This is a genomic window from Pseudomonas sp. IT-P218 (genome assembly GCF_949767605.1).
GTDB lineage: Bacteria > Pseudomonadota > Gammaproteobacteria > Pseudomonadales > Pseudomonadaceae > Aquipseudomonas > Aquipseudomonas putida_AE.
The window spans coordinates 114,084-139,254 of the sequence record NZ_CATKQQ010000001.1; the positions used below are offsets into that span (position 1 = coordinate 114,084).

20 protein-coding genes are annotated in these 25,171 nt (G+C 60.1%); 14 read left to right on the forward strand and 6 right to left on the reverse strand.

The window, feature by feature from the left end; all coding sequences use genetic code 11:
• The first annotated feature begins 146 nt into the window (after positions 1 to 146).
• A complete protein-coding gene (locus tag ACM6I6_RS00485; protein ID WP_274075802.1) occupies positions 147 to 464 on the forward strand; it encodes a helix-turn-helix domain-containing protein in 318 nt (105 codons plus the stop codon).
• A complete protein-coding gene (locus tag ACM6I6_RS00490) occupies positions 457 to 1,716 on the forward strand; it encodes a type II toxin-antitoxin system HipA family toxin (protein WP_414919222.1) in 1,260 nt (419 codons plus the stop codon). The genes ACM6I6_RS00485 and ACM6I6_RS00490 overlap by 8 nt, the downstream gene beginning before the upstream one ends.
• 43 nt (positions 1,717 to 1,759) lie before the next feature.
• Here the strand turns inward: ACM6I6_RS00490 and ACM6I6_RS00495 are convergent, their stop codons facing one another.
• Positions 1,760 to 2,677, reverse strand: a complete 918-nt coding sequence (locus tag ACM6I6_RS00495; RefSeq protein ID WP_414919223.1) for a LysR family transcriptional regulator — start codon at positions 2,675 to 2,677, stop codon at positions 1,760 to 1,762.
• A gap of 269 nt (positions 2,678 to 2,946) precedes the next feature.
• On the opposite strand from ACM6I6_RS00495, the gene ACM6I6_RS00500 reads away from it, so the two are divergent.
• The 4 genes from ACM6I6_RS00500 (at position 2,947) to pgm (ending at position 9,233) form a co-directional block, all read left to right on the forward strand.
• Positions 2,947 to 3,969, forward strand: coding sequence for a zinc-dependent alcohol dehydrogenase family protein (locus tag ACM6I6_RS00500; protein ID WP_274075799.1), 1,023 nt, complete (start codon positions 2,947 to 2,949; stop codon positions 3,967 to 3,969).
• Positions 3,970 to 4,539: 570 nt separating this feature from the next.
• Positions 4,540 to 6,018 (forward strand): hypothetical protein, encoded by a 1,479-nt coding sequence (locus tag ACM6I6_RS00505; protein ID WP_414919224.1) that lies wholly within the window; start codon positions 4,540 to 4,542, stop codon positions 6,016 to 6,018.
• 67 nt (positions 6,019 to 6,085) lie between these two features.
• The gene (locus ACM6I6_RS00510; protein WP_414919225.1) at positions 6,086 to 7,486 is read left to right on the forward strand and encodes a PLP-dependent aminotransferase family protein; all 1,401 of its coding nucleotides are present in this window, start codon (positions 6,086 to 6,088) and stop codon (positions 7,484 to 7,486) included.
• A 100-nt stretch (positions 7,487 to 7,586) separates the two neighbouring features.
• Positions 7,587 to 9,233 carry a phosphoglucomutase (alpha-D-glucose-1,6-bisphosphate-dependent) gene (pgm, locus tag ACM6I6_RS00515; protein WP_414919226.1) on the forward strand — a complete coding sequence of 549 codons (1,647 nt, stop codon included), beginning with the start codon at positions 7,587 to 7,589 and terminating at the stop codon, positions 9,231 to 9,233.
• Positions 9,234 to 9,348: 115 nt separating this feature from the next.
• Here pgm and ACM6I6_RS00520 read toward each other — a convergent pair whose 3' ends face one another.
• Positions 9,349 to 10,044, reverse strand: a complete 696-nt coding sequence (locus ACM6I6_RS00520; RefSeq protein ID WP_406591513.1) for a pirin family protein — start codon at positions 10,042 to 10,044, stop codon at positions 9,349 to 9,351.
• 278 nt (positions 10,045 to 10,322) lie between these two features.
• Between ACM6I6_RS00520 and ACM6I6_RS00525 the strand changes: the two genes are divergently transcribed.
• Positions 10,323 to 12,797: a UvrD-helicase domain-containing protein gene (locus ACM6I6_RS00525; RefSeq protein WP_414919227.1), complete on the forward strand. Its 2,475-nt coding sequence runs from the start codon at positions 10,323 to 10,325 to the stop codon at positions 12,795 to 12,797.
• A 304-nt stretch (positions 12,798 to 13,101) separates the two neighbouring features.
• Here ACM6I6_RS00525 and ACM6I6_RS00530 read toward each other — a convergent pair whose 3' ends face one another.
• Positions 13,102 to 13,374, reverse strand: a complete 273-nt coding sequence (locus ACM6I6_RS00530; protein ID WP_274075793.1) for a DUF1652 domain-containing protein — start codon at positions 13,372 to 13,374, stop codon at positions 13,102 to 13,104.
• A gap of 260 nt (positions 13,375 to 13,634) precedes the next feature.
• Between ACM6I6_RS00530 and ACM6I6_RS00535 the strand changes: the two genes are divergently transcribed.
• The 4 genes from ACM6I6_RS00535 to ACM6I6_RS00550 all read left to right on the forward strand — a co-directional run bounded on the left by ACM6I6_RS00535 (position 13,635) and on the right by ACM6I6_RS00550 (position 17,428).
• On the forward strand, positions 13,635 to 14,450 hold the full coding sequence (locus ACM6I6_RS00535) for a helix-turn-helix domain-containing protein (protein WP_323626894.1): 816 nt from the start codon (positions 13,635 to 13,637) through the stop codon (positions 14,448 to 14,450).
• 50 nt (positions 14,451 to 14,500) lie between these two features.
• On the forward strand, positions 14,501 to 15,907 hold the full coding sequence (locus ACM6I6_RS00540) for an FAD-binding oxidoreductase (protein ID WP_323626893.1): 1,407 nt from the start codon (positions 14,501 to 14,503) through the stop codon (positions 15,905 to 15,907).
• A gap of 30 nt (positions 15,908 to 15,937) precedes the next feature.
• Positions 15,938 to 16,279, forward strand: coding sequence for a cupin domain-containing protein (locus ACM6I6_RS00545; protein WP_274075790.1), 342 nt, complete (start codon positions 15,938 to 15,940; stop codon positions 16,277 to 16,279).
• 63 nt (positions 16,280 to 16,342) lie between these two features.
• Positions 16,343 to 17,428: a polyamine ABC transporter substrate-binding protein gene (locus tag ACM6I6_RS00550; protein WP_414919228.1), complete on the forward strand. Its 1,086-nt coding sequence runs from the start codon at positions 16,343 to 16,345 to the stop codon at positions 17,426 to 17,428.
• Between the two features lie 62 nt (positions 17,429 to 17,490).
• Here ACM6I6_RS00550 and ACM6I6_RS00555 read toward each other — a convergent pair whose 3' ends face one another.
• Both ACM6I6_RS00555 and ACM6I6_RS00560 read right to left on the reverse strand, forming a co-directional pair.
• Complete coding sequence (locus ACM6I6_RS00555) at positions 17,491 to 18,147, reverse strand: MliC family protein (protein WP_414919229.1); 657 nt, start codon at positions 18,145 to 18,147, stop codon at positions 17,491 to 17,493.
• 98 nt (positions 18,148 to 18,245) lie between these two features.
• Positions 18,246 to 18,470, reverse strand: coding sequence for a YgdI/YgdR family lipoprotein (locus tag ACM6I6_RS00560; protein WP_414919230.1), 225 nt, complete (start codon positions 18,468 to 18,470; stop codon positions 18,246 to 18,248).
• Positions 18,471 to 18,665: 195 nt separating this feature from the next.
• On the opposite strand from ACM6I6_RS00560, the gene ACM6I6_RS00565 reads away from it, so the two are divergent.
• Genes ACM6I6_RS00565 through ACM6I6_RS00575 form a run of 3 tightly spaced genes read left to right on the forward strand, consistent with a single transcriptional unit; the run spans position 18,666 to position 24,569 of the window.
• Positions 18,666 to 20,333 carry a VRR-NUC domain-containing protein gene (locus tag ACM6I6_RS00565; RefSeq protein ID WP_414919231.1) on the forward strand — a complete coding sequence of 556 codons (1,668 nt, stop codon included), beginning with the start codon at positions 18,666 to 18,668 and terminating at the stop codon, positions 20,331 to 20,333.
• Entirely contained in the window at positions 20,330 to 22,642 is a 2,313-nt protein-coding gene (locus tag ACM6I6_RS00570) for an ATP-dependent DNA helicase (RefSeq protein ID WP_414919232.1), read from the forward strand. The genes ACM6I6_RS00565 and ACM6I6_RS00570 overlap by 4 nt, the downstream gene beginning before the upstream one ends.
• A gap of 7 nt (positions 22,643 to 22,649) precedes the next feature.
• Positions 22,650 to 24,569, forward strand: a complete 1,920-nt coding sequence (locus tag ACM6I6_RS00575) for a PAS domain S-box protein (RefSeq protein WP_414919233.1) — start codon at positions 22,650 to 22,652, stop codon at positions 24,567 to 24,569.
• A 114-nt stretch (positions 24,570 to 24,683) separates the two neighbouring features.
• Here ACM6I6_RS00575 and ACM6I6_RS00580 read toward each other — a convergent pair whose 3' ends face one another.
• Entirely contained in the window at positions 24,684 to 25,160 is a 477-nt protein-coding gene (locus ACM6I6_RS00580) for a hemerythrin domain-containing protein (RefSeq protein WP_274075783.1), read from the reverse strand.
• Between the last annotated feature and the right edge of the window lie 11 nt (positions 25,161 to 25,171).

Here is a 25,171-nt window from a genome sequence, read left to right on the forward strand (position 1 = left end):
AATTAATATTAATTCCTGAATTGTGTGGTTTATCCGGTTCATTAGAAAATAAGCCACAATTAAAGGGAATTATGTTTCTTGAATTCGATGGATGATAATTCTATAATTTTGGGTATTAAGTGGCGTAAATCGACGGAAGACCCGTTATGTTGGATTTAAGCTTCAGTAAGCCGAATGAGATCGTCAAGCGGCTCTGCGAGCGCCTGCGCACGGAGCGGCTGGCTCAGCAGATGACACAAGCCGATGTGGCCGGTCGCGCCGGTATCGGCACCAATACCGTGTCGAACCTCGAAGCCGGGCGCAATGTCGGGTTGGAGAACGTGATTCGTGTGGCCATGGTCCTTGGACGAACCAAGGAGCTCGAAGCACTGTTCTTGCCAAAGCTGGACAGCATTGAAGACATTCGCCGCTACGAGAACACCGTCAATCGTCATCGGATCAAAAGGAAGACCGACCATGCTTGAGCAGGTTGACGTCTACTACGATGGTTGGGGTGAGCGTTGGTTGTGGGGCACGCTCGTGTCTACGACTGCCATCACCGGTCGCCCACAGATTGTGTTTGAGTACAGCAATGAAGCGAAGACTAGAGGCCTGGAGCTTTCGTCCTACACGCTTCCATTGGCGGGACCCCAGTTGCGTCGAGGCTTTGCGTCCCACCAGCTGGCACTGCCAGGGCCAGTTTATGACTCACTGCCTGACGGCTGGGGCATGTTGCTGATGGACCGGTTGATCCGGCGCCGCGGCCTCAATACGGCACGCATAGGACCTCTGGAGCGGCTGGCTTTTATTGGCAACAACGCCATGGGGGCAATGTCGTTCGAGCCCCTAGCGCCCGAGGGGCAGCAGCCGCAAGCGCATATCCCCCTTGAGTTGCTGGCGGCTGAAGTTCAGGAAGTTCTCAAGGGTGAAGGCGGGGAATTCCTGCAGACATTGCTTCTGGTGGGGGGCTCGCCACAAGGCGCAAGGCCAAAGGCGTTGGTCTATCGCAATCCTCAAACGGGGGCTTTTACCACCGCCGCCAAGCCGGACCTCGAAGCCTGGCTGATCAAGTTCCCGGCAAAGGAAGAGCATCCTGAAGTCTGTGCTATCGAAATGGTCTATGCCGAGTGCCTGCGCAGGTGCGGCATCCAGACCCCGGACACGCAGCACTTCAATCTGCCCAATGGGCTGGCAGCCTTCGCGAGTAAACGCTTTGATCGCCTGGACGGCCAGCGCGTGCCCATGCAAAGCCTTGCAGCCTTTACCGGGGCTGACTACAGGTCGCCGGGGGCCCTGGACTATGTCAACTTCTTGCGGGCGACACAGATGTGCACCAACGACGTACGAGAGAAAGCCATCGCCTTCAAGCGTGCCGTCTTCAATGTCGCGTTCAACAACCGGGACGACCACCCCAAAAATTTTGCCTATGTCATGTCGCGGTCCGGTGCTTGGCAGCTGGCGCCAGCCTACGACGTGACGTTCTGCGAGGGACCGGGCGGTTATCACCAGATGGACGTGATGGGCGAGGCGATGGCGATTGATCGAGGTGCGATGATCAGGCTTGCAGATGAGGCAGAGGTCTCAGTGGAGATTGCTGGCGGCATCATTGACAGCATTTGCCGCGTCGCGAGCCAGTTCGTTGCCATCGCCCAGGACATGTACCCGCGCGATATTACCCAGGACACCCTTGATACCATTCAAGGCCGAATCGACGAGAACGTCGAGTTGCTGAGCTAACGCCGTTTTAATTCGGCCAGCGTCACGGGTGACGCTCAGGCGCCTACGCCAGGCTATCCGGATCCCCAAAAAACATCTGAATCCGCGACCGCAACCAACGCTCCCCCGGATCATTATCCTGGGACCCACGCCACGCCATGTGCAATTCAAAGCTGCGCACCGGCAACGGCGGGTCCTCAGCCCGCACCCCGCCAGCCGCCGTCAGCGCATCGGCCGTATAGTCCGGCACGGTGGCGACGATATCGGTACCGCTCAACAGGGTACTCAAGCCGTTGAACTGCGGCACCGCCAGCACCACGTGACGTTTGCGCCCGAGCTTTTCCAGCTCTTCGTCAATAAAGCCACTGAGGTCGCCGGCGAACGACACCAGCGCATGGGGGCGCGTGCAGAAGTCATCCAGGCTCAATGGGCCAGGCACGGTGTCGGCTCGCAACAGTTTTGGCATGCTGCGGCGCAACACTTTGCGCTTGGCATTGGCGGGCAGGTCGGTGGTGTAGCTGACGCCGATGGAAATTTCGCCGGAGGCCAGCAAGCCGGGCATCAGGATGTAGTTGACCCGTCGCACCACCAGCACAATGCCCGGCGATTCGGCGCGCAGGCGCTTGAGCAGCATGGGCAGCAGGGCGAATTCGACGTCGTCCGACAGGCCGATGCGAAACACCGCGGTGCTGGTGGCCGGGTCGAACTCGGCGGCACGGCTGACGGCGGTGGAAATCGAATCCAGCGCCGGAGAGAGCAGGGCGAAGATCTCGACCGCCCGCGCGGACGGTTCCATGCTGCGACCGGTGCGCACGAACAACGGGTCGTCGAACAGCCCGCGCAGGCGCGAGAGCGCCGCACTGATGGCCGGCTGGCCGAGGAACAGCTTCTCCGCGGCGCGGGTCACGCTGCGTTCGTGCATCAGGGTTTCGAATACGATCAACAGGTTCAGGTCGACACGACGCAGGTCATTACGATTCATCTTGAGTCCTGGCAGAGTCAGCAAACTTGACGTGAGCGGCCATATGGGAACAATGGCCAGCAGGAATATTACGGGCAAAGGCTGGTACTCTGCACCGGGTAATTCAGTTTTCCCAAAAAGGCTGCTTCGGTTTCTTGCGACATTTGACGATGTCGCCGCAGCTGCGGAATCAATGACAGGCATGTCGACTATTAATAGCCACTGATAGTGTTGGGTTGAAAGCCCAGCTAGAGTTCAAGGCATTAGAGGTTCAATTGGCGAGGTTTGCGATGTCCCGCACGATCCGTTTTCACAAGTTTGGTTCAGCCGAGGTGCTCAAATGCGAAGAGCATGCGGCGGCCCTGCCTGCACCGGGCGAAGTGCAGGTGCGCGTCGAAGCCATTGGCATCAGCTGGTACGACACGCTCTGGCGGCAGAACCTGGCGTCGTCACACGCTCGCTTGCCAGCCGGTATTGGCCAGGAAATGGCCGGTATCGTCACCGCTGTCGGTGAGGGTGTCGATGACCTTGCGGTCGGTGACAAGGTCGCCAGTTTCCCGGCCCAGAGCCCGAACGATTATCCGGTCTACGGCGAGCTGATCGTGCTGCCGCGCTCGTCGCTGTCGCGTTACCCGGACGTGCTCAGCCCGATCGAAGCCAGCGTGCATTACACGCCGCTGTTGATTGCCTATTTTGGCTACGTTGATCTGGCGCGGGTCAAACCCGGGCAATTTGCCCTGGTCACCGACGCCAGTCACTGCGCCGGCCCTTCGTTCGTACAATTGGGCAAGGCCCTGGGTGTTCGAGTGATCGCCGCGACCAAGACCGCGGACGAGCGTGAATACCTGCTGTCGCTGGGTGCCGAGAAAGTCATCGTCACCGAGGAAGAAGACCTGCTGATGCGGATCAACAAGATCACCGACAACCGCGGCGTCGACGTGGTGTTCGATGGTTTGGGTGGCCCTCAGATGTCCCTGCTCGGCGACGTACTGGCGCCTCGCGGCAGCCTGGTGCTGTACGGCCTGCAAGGCGGCAACCAGACGCCATTCCCGGCGTGTGCGGCGTTCCAGAAGAACATTCAGTTCTTCGTGCACTGCATCGGTAACTTCACCGGCAAGCCGGAATTGGGCATCATCCAGGATCAGGTCGCACTGCAACGTGCCTTGCGCGACATCAACCAGATGACTGCCGATCGCGTATTGCTGCCGCTCAAGACCCGGGTCTTCCCGTTTGCCGAGTTTGTCGAGGCGCACCGCTACATGGACGAATGCCCATGCCGGGAAAGGGTTGCCCTGCAAGTCGAACCTGCCTGATCCCCCCTCAAAGAGTCCGTGCCTGCACGGACTCTTGCGTTTGAGCGCCTTTCCCCCCGACATGAGACGTCCCACCAGCCTGAAGGTGGGTCGGTTCAGCAACTGAACCGGTTTTTGCTCTCGATCTGTAGCTTCTAATCAACATCCAAGTACTGATAATTGCATGATTACTTTCATCTCAAGGAATGAGTCATGGCCAGGTATCTAGCCGAAACTTTTCAATGCGCGTCGTTGACCCATGTTCGACAACTAGTGAATCGTTGTGCGGTCGCCACATTATTTCGAGAAGCTTCTTTCCTCATTATTTGTATTAAATGTCTGTGGGACGCTGTCAGACATTTCCTAGGATGCCGAAGGCAATCGTCACAAGCTGCGGCCAAGAGCCTGCGCGCAAGCCATTGCGTGGCTGTCTCGCTTCTGGCGATCAATTATTTCAAATGTTGACCAAAAACTTTAGCGTTAGCATTTGGTAATAAAGTCCAGTAATTAATCCCCATTCAGGCATCCCTTTGCGCTGTGCGTGCAGTTGTTTGCGCTGTGTCGAACTTACGAATATCAGGTAAATAGAAAATGACCCATATCCATGATCAGGCGATGAACTATGTCTATCAACAAGTGCTGCAACGACTGCTGAGTTTTTTTTCCCGTGCCGAGCGCACGGCATTGCAGTTGTTGATACAGCGCCTGGCTGTCGCCGCCGGAGGAATGGATCGGATCGGTGGCTTCAAGGTATTGGCCATCCAGTGTGGCTCGCGTGACAGTTGCTACACCTTGGCACTGCTGCGTGCCGCGCAGCTGACGATCGCCAGTCGGGCGCCCGCGACATTCCAGTTGCGGGTCGCGACCCTGCGGCTCAATGGCATGAGCCAATTGGCGCTGGATAACATCCATCGCAGCTACAGCGCTTTGTTCCTCTACGACGATCCCCGAGTCGAAGTGTTGATGGTGGATAACCGTGAGGTAATGCCGTTCGATCACCAGGCACCGGTGACCAGCGCCGGGCGTGAAGCCAATCGGACGAACCTGCTGATGATCGGCCATCGTCGTGCCGTGGACGGGCCTCTTGATCTGTTGGACGACGGGTATCTGGCCACGGGCGAGTTCCATGGACAGATCGCCCGCTGGAACCATGGCGTCGATGCCTTGGTCAGTGGCGACTCGCCGCGCCAGCAGAAGCGCTTTATCGAAGGGCTCAAGCGCGCGGCCGCCAAGGCAGGTCTCGAGACGTCGAACCGTCACGAGGCGGATTACGGCGGGTTGTTCATGCTGCTCGATGAATTGGGCAGTGACTGTTACCAGGCGTTTTATGCCGACTACGGCCAGGAGACCTGGCGTCCGGCTGAACAGTTTGAAGCCTGTCGTCGTACTACCTACATCGATATTCACGACGTACTGGTCAGCCACCTTGAAGATCGTTGGCCGTTGCTGACCGAGTTTCTCGGTTTCCAGGCCGATGAACTGGCGGTTCATCTTGGCGAAAACCAGTTCGTCAGCGTGGCTGTCTCGGCGCACCTGCGCGGGTTGCAAGCCGGCTTCGTCCAGGGCGGCACCTATGAGGCAGGTGTTGCTCACTACCTGCAGCGCGCCCTGGTGATGATGCGTCGTAACCAACTGGAGGAATACTTGTACGAACGGGCAGAGGAGGCGTACGGCAACCCGGCGATCCTGGCCGGCCAGCGCGCACGCATCGCCGAGGAGGCGCAGCAGAACTTTGGCCTGAACGAGGCGCAATGGGTGTGCCTGCTGTTTGCCCCTTTTGTCGAGCAGGGCGCGGCCCTCGAGCGCTTCCTGCGTCTATGTCACCCGGGCATGCTCGTGGCCTTGCCCGAGTTGCACCGGGCCATGCAGGGGCATCCGGTCGCGGAGCAGATCCTGCAGTGGATGGTCGATGTCAGCGGCTTGCCTGTGAGCCTGATCGGCAGGTTGTATCGCATGGGGCCGGTGGCAGAACAGGGCAGGTCGATGAACCCGCCCGCGAGCGAGGCCTCGGTGCCAGTGCAGGCAAGCGACGAGGCGTCGATGACCGCTCAATGGTCGGCAGGACGTTGATCATGCGCATGTTGCCGGCCCTTTCGAATGTGCGTGGCGGCCACCGCCACGGATGGGGCCCCCTGTCATGAAAGGACAGCGTGAAACCGATTTCGCCTACCAGGCGGTCTACCGTTACCTGACCTGCCTGATCAGCGAACCCGTGAGCGACAGTCGCGTACGCCTGCCATCCTTGCGTGAGCTGTCCGAGCGCCTGGGCGTGTCGATCTCGACCATCCAGTACGCTTATTCGCTTCTGGAAAAGGAGGGGCGGGTCTATTCGGTGGCCAAGTCCGGTTATTACGCGCTACCGGTCGCGCCCAGCAGCATGCTGTACGATGGCAATGACTTGCTCGAGAGCGTCTATGTCAACGCCCGTCTTCCCGCCATGCTGGTCCTCAGCGCGGATGAACCGGCCTTGCTGCAACCGCTCGACAGCCCGCTGTTGCTGCTGGAAAGGGAGCTGCTGCGCCAATACCCGCGCCAGCCGCAGCCGTCTGCGCAGCCCTGCGGCGAACTGGAGCTGCGTACCGCGTTGGCGGCGCGCTATACCACCTCGCCGGTGCGCTGCTGGCATGCCGATGATGTCTACATCGGCGCCGATCTACGCGGTGTGCTGGAAATACTGATCGTCGTATTGGCTCTCAAGGACGCGACGGTGGTGGTCGAGTCGCCGTGTGACTGGGCGATTCTGCGCCTGTTCCAGGCAGCCGGCGTGAAGGTGATCGAATGGCCGCTGCTGGGCGACGGTGGCCTGGACTGCAAGCGCCTCAGAGACCTGCTGGAAGAGCAGCCGGTGCGATTGGTGATGGTGTCGTCCGGGCTGAACATGCCCCGGGGCAGCAAGGCACCCGATGATAACCGGCAAGCGATCGCGCAATTGCTGGGCCGACATGACACTTGGGTGCTGGAAAACGATAGTTATGGCGAACTCGGGTTTGAGCCCGATCTACTGCGATTTCGCGAGCTGTTGGCCCCGGAGCGCCTGATGGTGTTTTCCGCATTCGAAAAGATCATCGGCCCGGAAGCGCCTTACGGTTATCTGCTGTCTCGCCATATGAGCGGCGAGCTGCAGCGGCAATTTCTATTACGAGCCTTTCGCCTGTCGCCGATTCGCCAGAAAGCCATCGCTCGCCTGTACAGCAACGGACGCATCGATCAACACCTGCAGGTATTGCGTCGGCGCCTCAAGGACGGCAAGGACCAGATGACCCGGCTGCTCCAGGAGCGACTGGGCGACGCCTTGCAGTACGTCGAGCCCCAGGGCGGCGCGACGATCTGGTTGCGTTCGCTGCGCCGGGTCGATATGAGCCGGGTGTTCCAGCGTTTGCTCAGGCAACAGGTGGTGGTTGCGCCCGGCGAGCTGTTCAGTCTGCAAGGCTTGCATGGGCAACACTTGCGTTTGAGCCATGGCGTTGGCAGCGATCAGGACCTGGCCGCCGCGCTGGGCTTGCTGGGGGACGCCTTGCGCCTGGAAGCCATTGATTGAGCCCAGGTAAAATCATGCCGATGGATCGATTCCATCGCGCTTAGGTCAAACTGCCAGTAAACTCCGTTCCAATTCCTGAACTCTATCTCAGAGGTTGCGCATGACACTCAGTCCTTTTGCGGGCAAGCCGGCATCGGCAGAATTGTTGGTAGACATCCCGCGACTGGTCACGGCCTATTACACCGGCCAGCCCGATGCCGCCATCTCGACCCAGCGAGTGGCCTTCGGCACCTCCGGGCACCGGGGCAGCTCGTTCGATTTGAGTTTCAACGAATGGCACGTCCTGGCGATCAGCCAGGCCATCTGCCTGTATCGCGAGGCCCAGGGCATCGATGGCCCCTTGTTCGTCGGCATCGACACCCACGCCTTGTCCACGCCGGCCGGCGCCAGCGCCCTGGAAGTACTGGCTGCCAATGGCGTGACAGTGATGATCGCCGAAGGTGACGAATACACGCCGACCCCAGCCGTTTCCCATGCGATCCTGTGCTACAACCGCGGGCGTACCTCGGGCCTGGCGGATGGCATCGTCATCACCCCGTCCCACAACCCGCCGCAAAGCGGGGGCTACAAATACAACCCGACCAATGGCGGCCCGGCCGATACCCACATCACCAAGTGGATCGAAGCCAAGGCCAATGAGCTGTTGGCGAACAAACTCGCCGGGGTCAAGCGCATCAGCTACGAGCAGGCGCTGAAGGCCAGTACCACCCATCGTCACGACTACCTCAACACCTATGTCGCCGACCTGATCAATGTGATCGATTTCGACGCCATCCGTGATGCCAAGCTGCGCCTGGGCGTCGATCCGCTGGGAGGCGCAGGCGTGCGCTACTGGTCGGCGATCGCCGAGCACTACCGTCTGGACCTGGACGTGGTGAACAAGCAGGTCGACTCGACCTTCCGCTTCATGACCGTCGACTGGGATGGCCAGATCCGAATGGACCCATCGTCCAGCCACGCAATGCAGGGGCTGATCGGCCTCAAGGAACGCTTCGACGTGGCCTTCGCCTGTGACCCGGATCACGACCGTCATGGCATCGTGACCCCCTCTGGCGGTCTGCTGGCGCCGAACAACTACCTGGCCGTGTCTATCGATTACCTGTTCCAGAACCGCCCGCACTGGCGAGCAGATGCCGCGTTGGGCAAGACCGTGGTCAGCAGCGGCTTGATCGACCGCGTGGCCAAGCGCCTGGGACGCCGCCTGTACGAAGTGCCGGTGGGCTTCAAGTGGTTTGCCGATGGCCTGTTCGACGGCTCCCTGGGATTTGGTGGCGAAGAAAGCGCGGGGGCTTCGTTCCTGCGCAAGGACGGTAGCGTCTGGTGCACCGACAAGGACGGGCTGATCCCGGCCTTGCTGGCGGCTGAAATGACCGCCCGTACCGGTCGCGACCCAAGCCAGGCTTATCGTGCCCTGACCGATGAACTGGGCGAGCCGTTCTCGGTGCGGGTAGACGCCAAGGCCAACCCGGAACAAAAGGCACTGCTGAGCAAGCTGTCGCCGGATCAGGTCACCTCGACCGAGCTGGCGGGCGAACCGATCCAGGCCATCCTCAGCCACGCCCCGGGGAATGACCAGGCCATTGGCGGCCTGAAGGTCATGACCGAAAACGGCTGGTTCGCGGCGCGTCCGTCGGGCACCGAAGACATCTACAAGATCTATGCGGAAAGCTTCGTGAGCGACGACCACCTCAAGCAGTTGGTGGCTGAGGCCCAGACCCTGGTGGATGGCGCTATATCTTCGAAATAAATGATGGCCCCTTCGCTGGCAAGCCAGCTCCTACAGGATTGAGGCAACCTTGTAGGAGCTGGCTTGCCAGCGAAGACGGTAGTCCAGGCACCAACGGTGCTTAGGATTTACCGAATCAAGCCAGATCCACCAACACAATCTCACTGTCCTCAATCGCCGTCACCCGCAACACCTGCTCCTGGGCAATCGCAACACCGTCTCGAGCTTGTGCTCGCAAGCCATTGACTTCAATGACCCCCGTGGCCGGAACAAGGTAAGCGCGACGGCCGTTGTCCAAGTGATATTCCGCCGTTTCACCAGACTTCAGGTTCGCCGCCACCAGTCGCGCATCTGCGCGGATTCGCAGGCTTTGATCGTCCCCGGCCTTGCCGCTGGCCAAGGTCACGAACCCTTCGCGCTGGCCTTTGGGAAACGGCTTGGCGCCCCAGGAGGGTGCCAGGCCGGATTCGTTCGGGATGATCCAGATCTGGAAAATCCGCGTCGGTGTCGCTTCCAGGTTGTATTCGCTATGGGCGATCCCGGTGCCAGCACTCATGACCTGAACGTCACCGGCTTCAGTGCGACCCTTGTTGCCCAGGTTGTCCTGGTGGGTAATCGCCCCTTCACGGACATAAGTGATGATTTCCATGTCCCGGTGCGGGTGCTGCGGGAAACCGGTGCCCGGGGCGATCACGTCATCGTTCCATACCCGCAGGTTGCCCCAGTTCATGCGCTTGGGGTCATGGTATTCGGCGAACGAAAAGTGGTGATGGGCATCCAACCAGCCATGGTGAGCGCCGCCGAGCGAGTTGAAAGGTCTGAGTTCAAGCATGATCGTCTCCTGTAAGGTTCGTCATGGGGCGCAAGGGCCTGGCCACGAATCGAGACCGGTGGTTGATGACGGGCATCATCCATCAGGCAATAATCGATAAAAAGCGTAAAAAGTGCCTCATAATCATCGAATAGTTTGATAGGAAGTTACCTCAAATGGATCTTATACAACCTTCAATATCGCGCATAAGTCGATGAGTCCTAAGCATTTCACTAGAACTGAACGGCAAATACAGACACCATAGCCCTCAACAGCCTCACACCCTGGAGTCCGTCCGCGTGCCGCAACACACCCCCGATCTTCCGCCTGAACTTCGCCCCCTGGCTGAAATGCCACTGCTCAAACGCCTGGCCGCGCGCTTTTTTGGTCATGGCCTGACACGCCTGCGCGCGCAGCACCGCGCGTCCTGGTTGCATGGCCAGGCAGACGGTTTTCGCAGTGGGCATATCGCCGGGGTGGATTACGGATATAAGGAAGGCAAGCTCGAAGGACTCGAAGAGGGCCGGCAGGTCCTGCTGATTCGCGACTCGCGCAGCACCGAGCACCGGCCACCGAACATCGATGAGCATCTGTTCGACGATTGGCGCCTGCCATTGAGCGCCGAATTGAAGAAGCGCGTGAAGGCCGACGTCGCCCGGCTGCTGCCGGCATATGCCCAGCCCAGCGCCGCGCAGTGGAAGATGATCTTCAGTGACACGCCTTCGACCTCCGTGATTGCCGGAGCGGGCGCGGGCAAGTCGACGACGTTGGTCCTGCGCATTTTGCTGCTCCACCACTACCTGGGATTCGAGCTGGGCTCGATGACCGTGGTGACCTTTACCCGCGAGTCGCGCAAGGATTTCATCAATAAACTGATCGAGCTGTTCGCGCTCTGGGGGCGGGTAATCAGCTTCAGGGACGCGCGTGACCTGGTGCGCACCTTCCACTCGCGGATCCTGCCGATGGTTCGCAGCCTGCCGGGCTTCGAACGGCTGCAAGCCTTCGAAAACCTCAGTCACCGCGCCCAAGGCGCGGATGACGAAGTGGACAGCAACCCGTTCGACCTGCGTATCAATGACGCCCAGCGTCAGCAACTCAACGCCTGTTATCACGCCTTGCACAGCCGCGATCAGCGTTTTCGCGAGCTGATCCAGCCGTTGTCGCGCCACGCCTTGCAACTCAAGGAGCTGGAGCGCGACCACCCCGATGTGCAGAAACGCGTGGCCGTCACCGAGTTGGCGGCCAAACGCGATGAAGAACTCTGCGACCTGGTGGAAGACCTGTGGTTCCGCGCCGGCGCCTGGCCGATCAAGGGTATCGAACCCAACCGCCAGGCTTTTGATATCAATGGCAGCGCCTTTCATTGCCACGGTTACATTCCGTCGCTTGATGCTTGGGTGGTGCTGGGTTTCGACCCTGGGGAAAATCCACAACTGACCCGGCCCAACGCCAAGCTGACACTGCGTGCGGAATCGGCGGTGAAGCGAACCCTGTTTCAAGCTTTCTGTCGTAAGCCATTGATATGGTTGGATAGTTACGAATCGTCGAGGCGTGTCCTGGCCTCCCTTGGCGGCGACGCCAGCGCCGGGCCTGGCTTCGATTACAAGGTCAAGGGAGAGCTTGCGTCTGCGCCGTTGCTGGACTGTTTTGTCGCCGCCGCCGGGTTCATCGAAAACCTCGGCCTGGATGTGCCGACGGCGGTGGGCCAGATGAGCTTTGCCAAGGATGACCCGGACCGGTTTTTCTTCGAGGCCCTGAGCCTGTACTGGCGAGCCCTGGAAGATCACTTGCTCGACCAGAAACCGCCGGTCATGACCTACAACCGCATGTTCGCGTTGTTCAGCGAACATTCACCGGAGAACCTCAAACTGCTCAGCGACGAGCTGTTGCGGCCGCTGTCGCACTTGATGATCGACGAGTTTCAGGATGTCTCGCCGCAAATCGTCTCGTGGATCCGCGCCAGCCTGGTCGAGATCCGCAGCCGCGGCCCGGCCATGCACACAGGACGCGGCGCCCAGCACTCGTCATTGCTGTGCGTGGGGGATGACTGGCAGTCGATCTACGGTTGGCGCGGCAGTTCGCCCACCTATTTCATGGAATTCAACAAGACGTTCTCGTCGCCCAGCACCACCAAGGTCATGCTCAGCGACAACTATCGCAGCCACCAGCACATCATCGACGCCGCCGAACACATCGTGCGGGCCGCGCCGGCGATTGCCGGCAAGAAGGCCAAGGCCAGCGGCGAGCCGAAGACTTTGCTGCCGGTCAATGTGCTGGACCGGGACGACCAAGGCATGGCCCAGCGCCTGATGGAGCACTACCGCAAGGGTGATTCAATCTTGATGCTTTATCGAAAAAGCAGTGATAAGTCATTGATTGAGCAGCATATTCAATCCGTAGTTAATGTGGATTCTAGCTTGCCGTATGAAGCCCGGCGCCTTAAGCAACTGACCTATCACAGCGCCAAGGGGCTTCAGGCGGACGCGGTGTTCCTGCTTGGCGATTGCCAGCACCTGACCCGTTCACCGTACAAGAACCAGGTATACCGCATGGCGGGCCTGGGCAAGGCTGGCGATAGCGAGCCTTACGACAATGCGCAGAAAGACGAGATCCTGCGCCTGGCCTACGTGGGCATTACCCGGGCCGTGAGCCATTGTTATTGGTATGTAGACGCGCAGGACACCCAGGCGGTGAACATGCCCAAGGCGTCGGATCGGATCAGCCAGGGCAAGGCGTTCTTTGCCGATCATCGACAGGCCAAGACCCCGGCGTAATCCATTCAATCTCCCGCGGCCGTACCCGATCTCCTGTAGGAGCTGGCTTGTCGGGTCGCCGCATCGCAGCGATGGTCGACAACGATGACGCGTGCCGTCTGAATGAATGCGTTGTACAGATGAGCCCGCTCCCACAGTTGATCGGGTACATCCGCGAGTGATGGTTCGGCTGTGAGGCCGCCTTCGCTGGCAAGCCAGCTCCTACAGTTGATCCTCGGGAGACGGTCTGCACCCCAATCCATAATTCTGTAAAAAACAAAAAAGCCCACCATATCGTGGGCTTTTGGATGGGGAAGGCCTGCCTTCAGGCATAACTCCTGAGGGCCACCGGAGGAATGAACGCTTCAAGCTCATCCTCCACGGCTTCGATTATTCGCTCGACGTCGGCGGCATTCATGACCGTCGAACAGGGGATACCGGCGATGGCGATCATGGTCTCGCCACTGGCCCGATCAAACAAACGGGCAATCATGCTGCCCGGGGCGTCCATGCTTGCCTCGAAACCCATGGGATGGAAATGCCAGCGCATCAGCTGGCAGGCATTTGGAAAAGTGACCTTGCTGAACCCTCTATTCATGTGTTGCCCGCCTTCTTTATCGAGCGCTTCCGTTAGCTCACGTTAGGTGGGAAGAGCCTTCATTGGCTCAACCAGTGACAGTCTTTAAAAGTAGCAGCTGGATGTGAAAAAAATGTGTTTTTTTCAGGCCGTTTGGCAATTGCTGCGATTCTTTTGATGCAGGTCACGTGCGCCAACGTTTGCGCAATGGCCAGCCACTGTTAGCCATTGAAGGCGCGGGCAAACTTGGGCAAGCTCGGCACTTTTTAACGAGACTTACCATGCATGCCGAGGATGATGGCCCGCTGCAAACCCAGGCCACGGGCGAGACGGTCATGCGTTATCACTTGCGCTGGAAACACCGCGATCTGGACGGGGTCATGGCGCTGTATCACCCCGAAGTCCAGTACAGCGATTTTTTCCAGAACCGGGTGATGGGGCTGGCTGAGTTGCGGGACTATGTGCACAGCAGCATGCCCCGTGACCCGGACGAAGCCCTGGAACACACGGACCGCATCCGCCTGGACGGCAACACTGCGTTCATCCAGTACCGCATCACCCTGCGCGGCGGTGAGGGGTTGGTGTCGTTTCGCGCCAGTGAAGCGATTACCGTGAAGGACGGGCTGATCTGGCGGGTCAACGAATACGCTTCGCTGGTTCACGAACAGCCAACCGGTAAAAACACCGCCAGCCAGCGCCCGGCGGTCAGTCGACTGGGCCTGTCGCCGCGGCAGTTGAGCTTCATGGCCGACGACCTGCAACAGTACTTCCAACGCCAGCAGCCTTATCTCGACCCTGAGCTCGACCTGCAGCGGGTGGCGCAGGAGTGCGGGTACAGTCGCAACCAGATTTCCTATCTGCTCAACCAGGTGCTGGGGCAGAGCTTCTATCGCTACGTCAACCAGGCACGGCTGCAGCACCTGCTCAGCGCCCTGGACAATGCCACGCCACCGGTGCGTATCGACGAGCTGGCGTTCGCTGCCGGGTTCAATTCCCTGTCGGCGTTCTACAGCTGTTTCCGCCAGCACACAGGCCTGTCGCCCAAGGCCTACGTCAAACAGATTTCCTTGCGTGCACGCGCGCAAGACAGTGTCTGAGCCCGAGCATTAGGATCAACGCCATCGAAGTCTGAGTGGCGGAGTCTTGCATGTCGGCGTGGCGCACTATCAGTTTGTGGATGGACCAGCTCGACGAGCCCCTGGTGGCGCGTGCGGCGCTGGAACAGGATCTGGACGTCGACGTCGCCATTATCGGCGCGGGGTATACCGGGCTCTGGACCGCGTACTACCTCAAGCGCCAGGCGCCCGACCTGAACATCGTCATCATCGAGGCGCAAACCGCCGGTTTTGGCGCCTCCGGGCGCAATGGCGGGTGGTTGATGGGCAATCTGCTGGGCGAAGACCGGCTGCTTGCCGCCTCGTCACCCGAGCAACGTCGCGCCTCTTACGATTTGCTTCATGGCATTCCCGATGAAGTGAAAAACGTCATCGATCGTGAAGGCATCGACTGCGATTATCGCAAGGGTGGCGCGCTTTATTGCGCAGCCCGCTATCCCGAGCAGGAGGCCAGCCTGCGCCAGTACCTGGACAAGCTGTACAGCCAGGGGCTCAACGAGAACGATTACCGCTGGTTGAGCCCGGAACAGTTGGCGCAACAGATCCGCGTGGCCAAACCTTACGGTGGTATCTACGCGCCACACGTCGCGACCCTGCACCCGGCGAAACTGGTCCGCGGGCTGGCGCGAGCGGTCGAGCGCCTGGGCGTCAGGATCTACGAGAACAGCCCGGTGAATCATTGGCAGTCCGGCAGCCTGCGAACGGCCCGGGCCTCGGTGCGCAGCCGCTGGGTGGTGCCGGCGGTCGAAGGCTATTCGGTGACCTTGCCGCCGTTGGGGCGTTATCAGTTACCGGTGCAAAGCCTGATCGTGGCCACCGAGCCATTGTCGGCCGCCACCTGGGACGAAATCGGCCTGAGTCGTGGCCAGGCTTTCAGCGAAAGCAGTCGCCAGGTCACCTACGGCCAACGCACGGCAGACAACCGGTTGATCTTCGGCGCCCGTGGCGGCTACCAGTTTGCCGGCAGGCTGCGCCATGACTTCGACCTGACGCACAGCGAAATCGAATTGCGCCGGTATCTGTTCGGCGAACTCTTCCCACAGCTGCGCAATGTGCAGATCACCCATGGCTGGGGCGGCAACCTGGGCATGTCGCGGCATTTCAAGCCACACATGCTGTGCGACCAGGCCAGCGGCATCGCCGTGTCCGGCGGTTATGGCGGGGAGGGCGTCGGCGCCAGCAACCTGGGCGGCAGGACCCTGGCCGACCTGATCCTGCAACGCGACACCGAGCGGGTCCGGCAGCCTTGGGTGTTAACCCGGGGTGGACTGAACGCACTCAAGGCCTGGGAGCCCGAACCCTGCCGCTGGCTCGGCTACAACGCGATCATCCGCAGCTTCGTCCATGAAGACCAGACCCTGGCCAACCCAACCAGCGCGCCCTGGCGGCGAAAGCTCGCCAGCGGGGTTGCAGGGTTCATGGAAGGTTTCATGCACTAAACAGCGTTTTCTTCACTGACAGGTACTCCCATGCGCATCACTCAATTCAAGAACACCGCCACCCTGCAACTGCAAGAGTCGAACCCGGTCGCCGTGCCTTTGGGCACGCCGGTGGCGGTGGCTTCGACCACCAGCGTCGAACGCGACGACGGCGTCGAGACCGGCGTCTGGGAATGCACCCCGGGACGCTGGCGGCGGCAGATCGTCGCCCAGGAATTCTGTCACTTCATCCAGGGGCGTTGCACCTTCACCCCGGACGAGGGTGAAACCCTGCACATCGAAGCGGGCGACGCCCTGATGTTGCCGGCCAACAGCCTCGGCGTCTGGGATATCCAGGAAACCGTGCGCAAGACGTACGTCCTGATTTTCTGAACGCAGGCCCCTTGATTGCCTGCCGAACTCCAACAACAAAAACAGCCCCACAGGAATCGACCCATGTCCCCAAAGTCACTAGTCCTGGCGCCGCTGATGCTGTGCGCTGCCATCAGCCAGGCGGCCGAGACCGTCAAGATCTACAACTGGTCGGACTACATCGCGCCGGACACCACGAAGAACTTCCAGAAAGAGACCGGCGTTGCCTTCACCTACGACGTCTACGACAGCAATGAAACCCTCGATGGCAAGTTGATGACCGGAAGGTCAGGGTACGACGTGGTGTTCCCGTCCAACCACTTCATGGCGCGGCAAATTGAAGGCGGCGCCCTGAAAAAGTTCGACAAGGCGCAGTTGCCCAACTGGAACAACCTCAACCCGGTGTTACTCAAGGCGTTGCAGGGCAACGATCCGGGGAACGAACACGGTTTCCCTTACCTGTGGGGCAGTACCGGCATTGGCTACAACATAGCCAAGGTCAAGGCGGTCCTTGGCGAAAACGCGCCAGTGGACTCCTGGGACCTGATCTTCAAACCCGAGAACATGCAGAAGCTGCAGAAGTGCGGCGTGGCGATCCTCGACAATGGCCCGGAACTACTCCCTGCGGCACTTAACTACCTGGGTCTGCCACACCACAGCAAAAACCCGGAAGACTACAAGAAAGCCGAAGCGCTGCTGCTCAAAGTGCGGCCTTATGTCAGCTATTTCCACTCGTCCAAGTACACCAGTGACCTTGCCAACGGTGATGTCTGCGTGGCGGTCGGTTTCTCCGGCGACATCCTGCAAGCGGAAAACCGCGCCAGGGAAGCCAACAACGGCATAGAGATCGGCTACGCGATTCCCAGGGAAGGCGCCGCCATCTGGTTCGATATGGTTGCCATGCCCGTGGACGCCCCGGATGAAAAGGCCGGTTACGCCTTCATGAACTACCTGCTGCGGCCAGACGTCATGGCCAGCATCAGTAACCATGTGCACTACGCCAACGGCAACGAACAGGCCGACAGCCTGATCGACCCGGACATCAAGAATGACACCAAGGTTTATCCGAGCCCGGACATGATGGGGAAACTGTTTGCGCTTGAGGCGATGCCGTTGAACATCGACCGCATTCGCACCCGGGTCTGGAACAAGATCCGCACTGGCAGCTGAAAACTGACCCTGGCCATCGGGACAGGACGTCCCGGTTGCCTTTTATTCAAGCGCGACGCAGATCAAGCTGCCGGATCGACCGTACAAGTCATTGCTCCAGCGCCCGGCATTTGTAAAAGGGTCTCACTGCCGTTTTGCCAGAAGCTGTAGTCGCCGCGGAAGTCCTTGCCCTTGTACTGGTTGCCGGAATAGTTCGACACCTGGTCAAGGATGACTGAGGCGTTCGCCCATTTCAGGTAGACGACGCCCGGCCCTGCATTGAAGAAGGTCGCGGTGAGCACCCCGTTGAATCCGGTGCAGCGATAGGCGACCGGGCCTTCAGTGAGTCTGCTGGGATCCTTGGTCCGCGCAATCGCCGAGCCTTGACGCAGCTGGTGCGCGCGCTCGGCATAGCTGCGGACCACGCACGCCTTGGCTTGTGCCCCGGCACACTGATTACGGGCGTGGACCCAGAACTGCTGATCAAGCTCGACTTTGTCCGGGGGCGGTACCGAATGTGCATCCGTGAGCGCCAGCAGATAAAGGCGTTGCAGCTCCCTGTCCATTTGCGCCAGTTGGCTATCGCGACAAATCAACTTTTCAATGGGCTCCCTGGCCGAGGCGCAATCGAAGCTGGTGTTGAAGGTTCGCGCGGGCGTCGCGGCATTTGCACAAAGACACGTGGAAGCCCAGGCGCCGACCGCGAGGAGGGAAGTCAAAAGTGGCGTGACCATGTTCATTTCGACACCATCATCCGGTCGCACTGGGTCTATCGCAGTGTAAGGCAGTGCTCGAAACCTGCCACACCAGCAGAGCAGAGCAAAAATGATTCGCGGACTCAGTCTTCCTCTCGAACCGTGGCCACTTCATCAGCCCTGACCTTCACCGTCGCCCCGGAAATATCCTCGAACTCGTAGAAGCCGTCCTTGCTCTTGGTTTTCGGCATGTCCTTGGTCAGGTACTGGGTGCCGTTCTGCAGGGTAACCACCGTGGGTGTCGAGCAGCCAGCCAGGGTAAAAAAGGCTGCTACCGCCAGGGGAAAACCCAGAGTCTTGATGTTCATAGTCACCTCTCATTGTTCATTGAAACCGGACGGCTGCCGCAAGCGAGTGCAGCTCCATGGCGATTGGTGCGATGGAACGGCGGAAAGTTCGCTGCCCGGGATAAAAAACCCTTACAGCGCCGCCGCTTATCCTTTTCCGTTTGCATGGGGCAGGGCGTTACTGGTATCTGTATGCATAACCAGTGCTCGCACTACATGGCCCTTTTTCCCGTGACTGCAAATCCTCTCGACGATCCGTTCTACTATCTCAACAACTTCATGCAAGTGCTTGATTGGCTTGAGCATCGCTATGCCGACGTGTTGAGCGACGAAGAGCATCGCTTCATTCGCGACTTCAATGGCTTGCCCCGCGAGTCCCGTGCGCTGCTGGTCAGGATGGTCATGCGCAAGGGAGTTCATTTCAGGGCCAGCAAGCTGTATTACGCCGAGATCGGTGACATCCCCAGCGCCGCCCAGCCATTGCTGGCGCTGGGTTGGCTCGACGACCGCCAGCCGTTACCGGTAGAGGCGTTGTTTGAAGTGTTGCTCAAGGCGGAAATACTGCAATGCCTGGGCAACGCGATTGTTAAACCCAAGGGTAAAAAGACCGACTGGCTGCCGGATTTGTGCGCGCAGTTTCCTCAAGCGCAGCCCTTCGACGACTGGTGTCCGGCGCTGAACGACCGCTTGTTCAGCCTGACCATCATGGGCCTGTGCGATCGCCTGCGCTTGATGTTTTTCGGCAATGTCTACCAGGACTGGTCCGAATTCGTCCTCGCGGACCTGGGTATCTTTACCTATGAAAAAGTGGAGTTTAGCGACGATTCCCGGGGCTTGCGCAGTCGTGAGGACGTCGATGCCTGCCTGTTCCTCTACCAGTGCCAGCAGCTGTTCGAGGCTGGCGAGGCGGTGGCCGACATCGCCGTGCAGATCAACGGCCTGGCGCTGAGCAATCCCTGGCTGCAGAGGCGCCGCGACAAGCAGTTGTTCCAGATGGGCCAGGAGTGCGAGCGCGTCGGTGATTTCCCTGCCGCGTTGAGCCTGTACCGTGACTGCGCGTATCCCGGCGCGCGGGTGCGCATGATCCGGGTGCTGGAGCGTTGCGGCGAGTACCAGATGGCCCTGGACCTGGCTTGTATGGCCGAACAGTCACCGCAAAACGCCGCGGAGCAGCAGCACCTGTTGCGTGTCCTGCCCAGGCTGCGGCGCAAGCTGGGCGGGCCGGCGGTCAAGCGTGTGGCTCCCCGGGAGATGTTGCGCCTGGACCTGCAACTGAGCAGGATCGACCCTTTGTTGTCGGTCGAGGACCATGTACAGGCGCACCTGGGCGAAGAGTCGGCACCGGTTCATTACGTCGAAAACAGCCTGATCAACTCGCTGTTCGGCCTGCTGTGCTGGCCGGCGATTTTTGCCCCGCTGCCGGGGGCGTTTTTCCATCCGTTCCAGCGCGGTCCGGTGGACCTGTTGAGCGAAGACTTCCATGGCCGCCGGGCCGAGTTGTTCCAGGCCTGCCTCGGCGAACTCGACGACGGGCGCTATCGTGCAACCATTCGCGCGCGTTATGCCGAAAAATGGGGGGTACAGTCGCCCTTCGTGTTCTGGGGCGCACTCAACGAGGCGTTGCTGGAGCAGGCGTTGGACTGCTTGCCGGCCGAGCACCTCAAGCACTGGTTCAACCGCTTGTTGCTCGACATCAAGGCTAATCGCGCGGGCATGCCGGACCTGATCCAGTTCTGGCCGCAGGAAAAAACCTACCGCATGATCGAAGTCAAGGGACCGGGGGATCGCCTGCAGGATAACCAGCTGCGCTGGCTGGCGTTCTGTCATGAGCACCGGATGCCGATTGCCGTGTGTTATGTGCAATGGGCGGAGCAGGGCGCTTGAGCTACAGCATCGCGGTACGGGCGTTGTGTGAGTTCACCGCCAAGGTCGGAGACCTCGACTTGCGTTTCACCCCGTCGCCGACCGCGCTTGAAGGTATCGTCGGGCACCGCACGGTGGCGTCACGGCGCAGTGATGGCTACCAGAGTGAAGTCGCTCTCGAAGGTTCGTTTCAGGGCCTGACGGTCAGGGGCAGGGCGGATGGCTACGAGCCCGGGCAAAACTGCCTGGAAGAGGTCAAGACCTACCGCGGCGACTTGAGCAAGCAACCGGCCAACCACCGTCAACTGCACTGGGCACAGGCTAAAATCTATGGCTGGCTGATGTGCCGCAAACTCGACCTGGCGCAGATCAACCTGGCGCTGGTGTATTTCGATATCGTCAGCGAAAAGGAAACCTGTCTGGTCGAGGCCTTCGACGCCGCCGAACTCGGGCAGTTCTTCGAACACCATTGTGGCCTGTTCCTGCACTGGGCCGAACAGGAAACGGTCCATCGCCAGGGGCGTAACCAGGCGGCGCAAGAGCTGGCGTTTCCCCATGCCGACTTTCGCCCGGGGCAGCGTCACCTGGCCGAATCGGTGTTCAAGGCCGTCAGCACCGGCCGCTGCCTGATGGCCCAGGCCCCCACGGGGATTGGCAAGACCATCGGCACCCTGTTTCCGCTGCTCAAGGCCCTGGCGCCACAGCAACTGGACAAGGTGTTCTTTCTCACGGCGAAAACCCCTGGACGCAAGCTGGCCCTGGACGCCGCGCAGGTGATCCTGGCGCGCGCCGATGCGCCGCCCCTGCGGGTGCTGGAGATGATCGCCCGGGACAAGGCCTGTGAACACCCTGACAAGGCCTGCCACGGTGAATCCTGCCCGTTGGCCCAGGGCTTCTATGATCGCTTGCCGGCGGCGCGCCAGGCCGCCAGCGAGCTGAGCCTGCTGGACCAGAGCGCATTGCGCCAGGTCGCCCTTGAGCATGAGGTCTGCCCGTATTACCTGAGCCAGGAAATGGCCCGCTGGGCCGACGTGGTGGTAGCCGATTACAACTATTACTTCGATTTCAGTGCGCTGTTGTTTGGCCTGGCCCAGGCCAATACCTGGAACGTCGCCGTGCTGGTCGACGAAGCCCACAACCTGGTGGAGCGCGGTCGGCAGATGTACAGCGCCAGCCTCGATCAATCGACCCTCGATAGCGTACGAACAACCGCCCCCGAGGCTTTGAAAAAGCCGCTGCAGCGGGTCAACCGCGAATGGAATGCCCTGCATAACCAGCAACTCGGTGCCTATCAGGCCTACGACAAACCGCCGGAAAAACTGCTCCAGGCCTTGTCGTCTTGCAGCGCCAGCATCGGTGATTACCTGAACGATCATCCCCAGGGGCTGGACAGTGCATTACAGAGCTTCTACTTCGAGGTGCTGCAGTTCTGTCGGGTGGGCGAGCTGTTCGACCAGCAGTACCTGTTCGACATCAGCAAGCGCGACCTCGAACGCAAGCGCAACCTTTCGCAACTGTGCCTGCGCAATGTGGTGCCCGCCGGCTTCATCGGGCCGCGCCTGAGCGCTGCACGCAGCACCGTGCTGTTCTCGGCGACCCTCAGCCCTCGCCACTATTACGCCGATTTGCTGGGTACCCCGGCGAATACCGTGTGCATCGACGTCGAGTCACCCTTTCATGCCGATCAGTTGCACGTGCAGATCGTCAACCAGATCTCCACGCGCTTTGTTCATCGCCAGGCCTCCCTGGGGCCGATCGTCGAGTTGATCGCCCAGCAGTTCCGGCAGCGCCCCGGCAACTACCTGGCGTTCTTCAGCAGCTTCGATTACCTGCAGCAAGTGGCGCAGTTGCTGGCCGAGCGCTATCCCGCAATCAACCTGTGGTCACAGTCCCGGGGCATGGCGGAGGCGCAGCGCCAGGAATTCCTCGACCGCTTCACCGCCGAAAGCCAGGGTGTGGGCTTCGCGGTGCTGGGTGGGGCGTTTGGCGAAGGCATCGATTTGCCAGGCGCACGCTTGATCGGCGCGTTCATCGCCACCCTGGGGCTGGCGCAGCTCAACCCGGTCAACGAGCAATTCAAGCGACGCATGGCAGCCCTGTTCGGCGCAGGCTACGACTACACCTACCTGTACCCCGGCGTGCAAAAAGTGGTGCAAGCCGCAGGCAGGGTGATTCGTACCCAGCAGGACCAGGGCGTGGTGATGTTGATCGATGACCGGTTTGGCGAGAGCAAGGTCAAGCACTTGTTGCCGCGCTGGTGGTCAATTGCACCGGCGACTGTTCAAATGGACGGTTTATCGCATACTTCAGAAAAACAGCAGTGGATGTGAGGGATCAATGAGCGAAGTTCGAACCCAGGCCGAGATCAACGAAGACAGGCGCCTGCGCCTGCTGATCGATGCAGTGGTGGACTATGCGATCTACATGATTGATCTGGATGGCATCATTACCAGCTGGAACGCAGGGGCCCGGCGTTTCAAGGGTTATGAGGAAGCGGAGATTCTCGGCCAGCATTTCTCGCGCTTCTATACCGATGAAGATCGTCGTGCCGGCTTGCCCCAGCGGGCGCTGGACACGGCCATCCGCGAGGGGCGTTTCGAAGGCGAAGGCTGGCGCGTGCGCAAGGACGGCACGCATTTCTGGTCCCACGTGGTGATCGATCCGATCTACGACCCGACGGGCACGCTCCTGGGGTTTGCCAAGATCACCCGTGACCTGACTGACCGCAAGATGGCCGAAGAGACCCTCAAGCAGAGCGAGCAACAGTTTCGGTTGCTGGTGCAGAGCGTCACCGACTATGCCATCTACATGCTTGCCCCGGATGGCCGTGTGACCAACTGGAACCTGGGGGCCCAACGCATCAAGGGTTATTTGCCCGAAGAAGTCATCGGCCAGCATTTTTCCATGTTCTACACCCCCGAAGACCAGGCTGCCGGCTTGCCAGCTTGGGCACTGGAGATTGCGACGCGCGAGGGACGCTTCGAGAACAAGGGTTGGCGGGTGCGCAAGGATGGCACGAGGTTCCTGGCCCATGTCGTGGTCGACCCGATCCGGGGAGACACCGGTACCTTGCTCGGGTTTGCCAAGATCACCCGCGACATCACCGAAGCGACCGAGGCGCAGCAGGCGCTCGAGCAAACCCGCGAAGCACTGTTCCAGGCGCAGAAGATGCAAGCCATCGGCCAGCTCAGCGGCGGGATTGCCCACGACTTCAATAATCTGCTGACCGTCATTCTTGGCAACCTGGAAATTGTGCGCAAACGCCTGGCCGACGACCCGAAAATAGTCCGTTTGCTCGACAACGCCACCCAGGGTGCTTTGCGCGGCGTGTCCCTGACCCAGCGCATGCTGGCCTTTGCCAGGAAACAGGAGCTCAAGACGGAACCTGTGGATCTCGCCGATCTGGTGCAAGGGATTTCCGGGCTGCTGCGCAGCTCTCTCGGGCCTTCGGTGGCATTGGAAGCCCGTTTTCCAGCGCAGCTCGAGCCGGTCATGGCCGACGTCAATCAGCTCGAACTGGCGGTGCTGAACCTGGCCACCAACGCCCGCGATGCCATGCCCAATGGCGGCAGAATCGTCATCAGTGCCCGGGTCGAAACCATCCCTGTTCAAAATAGGTCTTTCCCGAAGTCGGGACGTTATGTGTGCCTGAGTGTCACTGACACCGGCGAGGGGATGGATGAAGCGACACTGGCCTCGGCGATGGATCCGTTTTTCACCACCAAAGGGCTTGGCAAGGGCACAGGACTGGGCTTGTCGATGGTCCATGGCTTCATCGAGCAATTGGGTGGGCGATTCATTTTGAAGAGCCAGAAAAACCAGGGCACTACCGCGGAGTTGTGGTTGCCAGTGGCCTCGGCAAACGCCGTGATGGCGCCCGTTATCGAAGAGCCGGCAGAGCCGGAAGTTCCTCGGTTGTGCATACTGGTGGTGGATGACGACAGCCTGGTGCTGACCAGCACCTGCCTGTTGCTTGAAGACCTCGGCCACCGCGTGATCACCGCGACGTCCGGTGTACAGGGCCTGGAGCAATTCGAGAACAATCCGGCCATCGATCTTGTCATCACCGACATGGCCATGCCGCACATGAGCGGCGCGCAGCTGGCGGATGCGATCCGAACGCTTAAACCCGATATGCCGATTATCCTGGCTACCGGTTATGCCGATCGGCTGGAAGGCTTTGCTTCCGGGCTGCCGCGATTATCCAAGCCGTTTACCCAGCTGAACCTGGTGGAGATCATCGCGACGGCCCTGTAGGAGCCCGGCTTTCCGGCGAAGGCGTCGCTGAACATGGCGTTGGTCTCAAGGACGCCTTCGCCGGCAAGCCGGGCTCCTACAGGTATGGGCTGCCGCCGTTACAACACACCATCATCAAGCAGCCATATGCGAAGCCGCCATTTCCTTTTTCAGGCGGGCCTTCAAAGCCTCCATTTTTTCCCCAAGCTCATCCAGAGTCGCTTTCCCCAGCAACTTTTTAGCCTGGGGAAACATCTCGGTCTCTTCCTCTTCAATGTGGTGTTCGAGCAATTCCTTGACCACTTTGACGCGACCGGCGAATTCAGGTGTAGACGGGTCGGTGACTTTCAGGTCCGGCAGTACCAGGGAATCCACGGTGCGGTGTTCTTCCTTGGCTTCGTAATACATGATGTCCTGCTCCTTGCCGCCGGCTTCCTTGTAGGCCGGGTACAGGATGTCTTCTTCCAGGCGGGTATGGATGGAGATTTCCATTTCCAGCTTTTGAAGGAGATCGGTGCGCTTTTTCAGGCCGCGCTCGGTGGACTCGCTCAGTTGGCTGAGGATGCCTTTTACGCGTTCATGGTCGGCTTTCAACAGGTCTATGGCGTTCATGGTCAGGTCTC

What these genes read in the sequence shown, in the direction of transcription:
- pgm (WP_414919226.1), top strand. Translation starts at nt 7,587, where the DNA reads ATGACACTCAGTCCTTTTGCGGGCAAGCCGGCATCGGCAGAATTGTTG.
- ACM6I6_RS00510 (WP_414919225.1), top strand. Translation starts at nt 6,086, where the DNA reads ATGAAAGGACAGCGTGAAACCGATTTCGCCTACCAGGCGGTCTACCGT.
- ACM6I6_RS00500 (WP_274075799.1), top strand. Translation starts at nt 2,947, where the DNA reads ATGTCCCGCACGATCCGTTTTCACAAGTTTGGTTCAGCCGAGGTGCTC.
- ACM6I6_RS00495 (WP_414919223.1), bottom strand. Translation starts at nt 2,677, where the DNA reads ATGAATCGTAATGACCTGCGTCGTGTCGACCTGAACCTGTTGATCGTA.
- ACM6I6_RS00555 (WP_414919229.1), bottom strand. Translation starts at nt 18,147, where the DNA reads ATGAACATGGTCACGCCACTTTTGACTTCCCTCCTCGCGGTCGGCGCC.
- ACM6I6_RS00580 (WP_274075783.1), bottom strand. Translation starts at nt 25,160, where the DNA reads ATGAACGCCATAGACCTGTTGAAAGCCGACCATGAACGCGTAAAAGGC.
- ACM6I6_RS00575 (WP_414919233.1), top strand. Translation starts at nt 22,650, where the DNA reads ATGAGCGAAGTTCGAACCCAGGCCGAGATCAACGAAGACAGGCGCCTG.
- ACM6I6_RS00545 (WP_274075790.1), top strand. Translation starts at nt 15,938, where the DNA reads ATGCGCATCACTCAATTCAAGAACACCGCCACCCTGCAACTGCAAGAG.
- ACM6I6_RS00530 (WP_274075793.1), bottom strand. Translation starts at nt 13,374, where the DNA reads ATGAATAGAGGGTTCAGCAAGGTCACTTTTCCAAATGCCTGCCAGCTG.
- ACM6I6_RS00535 (WP_323626894.1), top strand. Translation starts at nt 13,635, where the DNA reads ATGCATGCCGAGGATGATGGCCCGCTGCAAACCCAGGCCACGGGCGAG.
- ACM6I6_RS00490 (WP_414919222.1), top strand. Translation starts at nt 457, where the DNA reads ATGCTTGAGCAGGTTGACGTCTACTACGATGGTTGGGGTGAGCGTTGG.
- ACM6I6_RS00485 (WP_274075802.1), top strand. Translation starts at nt 147, where the DNA reads ATGTTGGATTTAAGCTTCAGTAAGCCGAATGAGATCGTCAAGCGGCTC.
- ACM6I6_RS00565 (WP_414919231.1), top strand. Translation starts at nt 18,666, where the DNA reads ATGGCCCTTTTTCCCGTGACTGCAAATCCTCTCGACGATCCGTTCTAC.
- ACM6I6_RS00540 (WP_323626893.1), top strand. Translation starts at nt 14,501, where the DNA reads ATGTCGGCGTGGCGCACTATCAGTTTGTGGATGGACCAGCTCGACGAG.
- ACM6I6_RS00560 (WP_414919230.1), bottom strand. Translation starts at nt 18,470, where the DNA reads ATGAACATCAAGACTCTGGGTTTTCCCCTGGCGGTAGCAGCCTTTTTT.
- ACM6I6_RS00550 (WP_414919228.1), top strand. Translation starts at nt 16,343, where the DNA reads ATGTCCCCAAAGTCACTAGTCCTGGCGCCGCTGATGCTGTGCGCTGCC.
- ACM6I6_RS00505 (WP_414919224.1), top strand. Translation starts at nt 4,540, where the DNA reads ATGACCCATATCCATGATCAGGCGATGAACTATGTCTATCAACAAGTG.
- ACM6I6_RS00520 (WP_406591513.1), bottom strand. Translation starts at nt 10,044, where the DNA reads ATGCTTGAACTCAGACCTTTCAACTCGCTCGGCGGCGCTCACCATGGC.